This is a genomic window from Mesorhizobium sp. M2A.F.Ca.ET.067.02.1.1 (assembly GCF_004023285.1).
In the GTDB taxonomy this organism is placed as follows: domain Bacteria; phylum Pseudomonadota; class Alphaproteobacteria; order Rhizobiales; family Rhizobiaceae; genus Mesorhizobium.
Map to the genome: position 1 here is coordinate 1 of NZ_RZSB01000939.1, position 2034 is coordinate 2034.

Below are 2034 nucleotides of genomic sequence, written 5' to 3' on the forward strand. Positions count from 1 at the left end.
GTCGAGATCAGGTAGAACAGATCCTCGCCAAGACGCGCCACCATGTACTCCGCCTGCACGCCGCCATTGGCCGTCAGATGGTGCGCCAGCGTCACCTTGCCGACTGAGGGCAAGCGGTTGGCGATGAGCCGGTCCATCCATCGGGCGGCATTCGGCCCCGACACCTCGAACTTGGTCATGGGAGTCATCTCGACCAGGCCGACAGCGTTGCGCACTGCCAGCACCTCCTCGCCCACGAGATTTCCCTTGGGCGTCCAGCGCCAGCTATACTGGTCCTTGGCCTCGACCCCGTCGCGCGCGAACCAGTTGGGCATCTCCCAGCCGTTGAGCACGCCCCAGACCGCGCCGAGCTCCGTCAGCCGGTCATAGGAAGGCGCGGTCTTCTGCGGCCGTGCTGCAGGCATGTCCTGCCCCGGATATTTCTGCTCGGCATGGGTGCCCCAGGCCTCTCGCACCTTCTGGCGCGTCCATTCCTTGTTGGCGTAGTCGCCGAAGCGGCGCGGATCGAGATCGGACGTGTCGAGGCTGTTGCCGCCTTCGACGATCCGCTCCGACAGATAATAGCCTATTGTCCCGCCCCACAGGATTCCGCCCGGCACGCCTTCGGCGAGCCAGACATTGGGCAGGCCCCAGGCCGGTCCCATCAAGGGCAGCTCGTCGGCCGTCATCTGGAAGGGCCCGCGCACATTGGCCTTGATGCCGACGCGCCCGAGCGCCGGGACCAGCCGCAAGGCCTGCTCCCAGTTCCACGACACCGCCTCGAAATCCTCTTCCAGCAGGTCGGCGCCGAACCAGGCGGGAACGCCGTCCTCGGCGAACAGCTTGAGGTGCTCGGCGCGCTCATAGGGCCCGAACATCAGCCCGTCGCCTTCCTCGCGCAGATAGCCTTCGAAACCCTCGTCGCGCAGGATCGGCATTTCGGGCCGCCCGGCGCGCTTGCGCTCCACCACTTCCGGCACCGCTTCGGTGATCCAGTACTGGTGCAGGATCGGGATCGCCGGGATGTCGAGGCCGAGCAACGCGCCGGTCTGGCGCGCGTAGTTGCCGGTGGCGCAAATCACATGCTCGCAGGTGATGTCGCCCTTGTTCGTCTGGACGAGCCACTCGCCGCCGGCGGTCCGCTTGAAACCGGTGACCTCGGTGTTGAGATAGACTTTTGCCCCAAGATCGCGCGCGCCCTTGGCCATGGCGTGCGTCACGTCGGCCGGCGCGATATGGCCGTCGTCAGGATGGTAGAGCGCGCCCAGCATCTCCTTGTTGTCGAGCAGCGGCCAGAGCTTTCGCGCCTCGTCGGGCGTGAGCAATTGCGCCCGCATGCCTTGCACCTCGGCGACGCTCATATAGCTCTTATATTCGTCGAGCCGGTCGCGCGAATTGGCGATGCGCAGCTGCCCGCATTTGTGCCAGCCAACCGGCTGCCCGGTCTCGGCCTCCAGCCCCTCATAGATCTCAATCGTCTTGTTGATCATACGCCCGACATTGATGTTGCGGGCATAGGACGGGATCAGCCCCGCCGCGTGCCAGGTCGAGCCGGCGGTCAGTTGCGTGCGCTCCAGCAGCGCCACGTCGGTCCAGCCGCGCTTGGCGAGCCCATAGAGGATTCCCGCGCCGACGCAGCCCCCGCCGACAATCACCACCCGCGCATGTGTCTGCATCTAATCACCAGTTTTTCTACCGAGCCGAGAACAACCGCGGTCGAAGCTACAGGCGGTGATTGGCGCTGTAACGTCTTCAAAAATTAGGGGTCATGATAAGCTGGATTTATGCAGCAGCCTGCGGGCTGGCCGCAGTCACTGCGCCTGCCCGTCCTGCGCCGTCTCGTCCTTGAAGTCGACCTTCGTTCCCGGCTTGACCATGCCGGCGAGGTCCTCGGCGTCCCAGTTGGTCATCCGGATGCAGCCATGCGAGAAGGTGGTGCCGATCTTTCCCGGGTCTGGTGTGCCGTGGATGCCGTAGCTCTCGATCGAAAGATCGATCCACACCGATCCGACCGGATTGTTGGGCCCCTTGGCGATGGTGAAGGGATGCTTGGTC

At 64.8% G+C, this 2034-nt stretch carries 2 protein-coding genes; both read right to left on the reverse strand.

The annotated features are described in order from the left end of the window. Positions 1–1655 (reverse strand): FAD-dependent oxidoreductase (locus EOA28_RS33975; RefSeq protein ID WP_148671044.1); only part of this gene is annotated, 1655 nt, incomplete at its 3' end. 135 nt (positions 1656–1790) lie between these two features. Continuing rightward, on the reverse strand, positions 1791–2034 hold a 244-nt coding region (locus EOA28_RS33980; protein WP_148671045.1), incomplete at its 5' end, for a L,D-transpeptidase.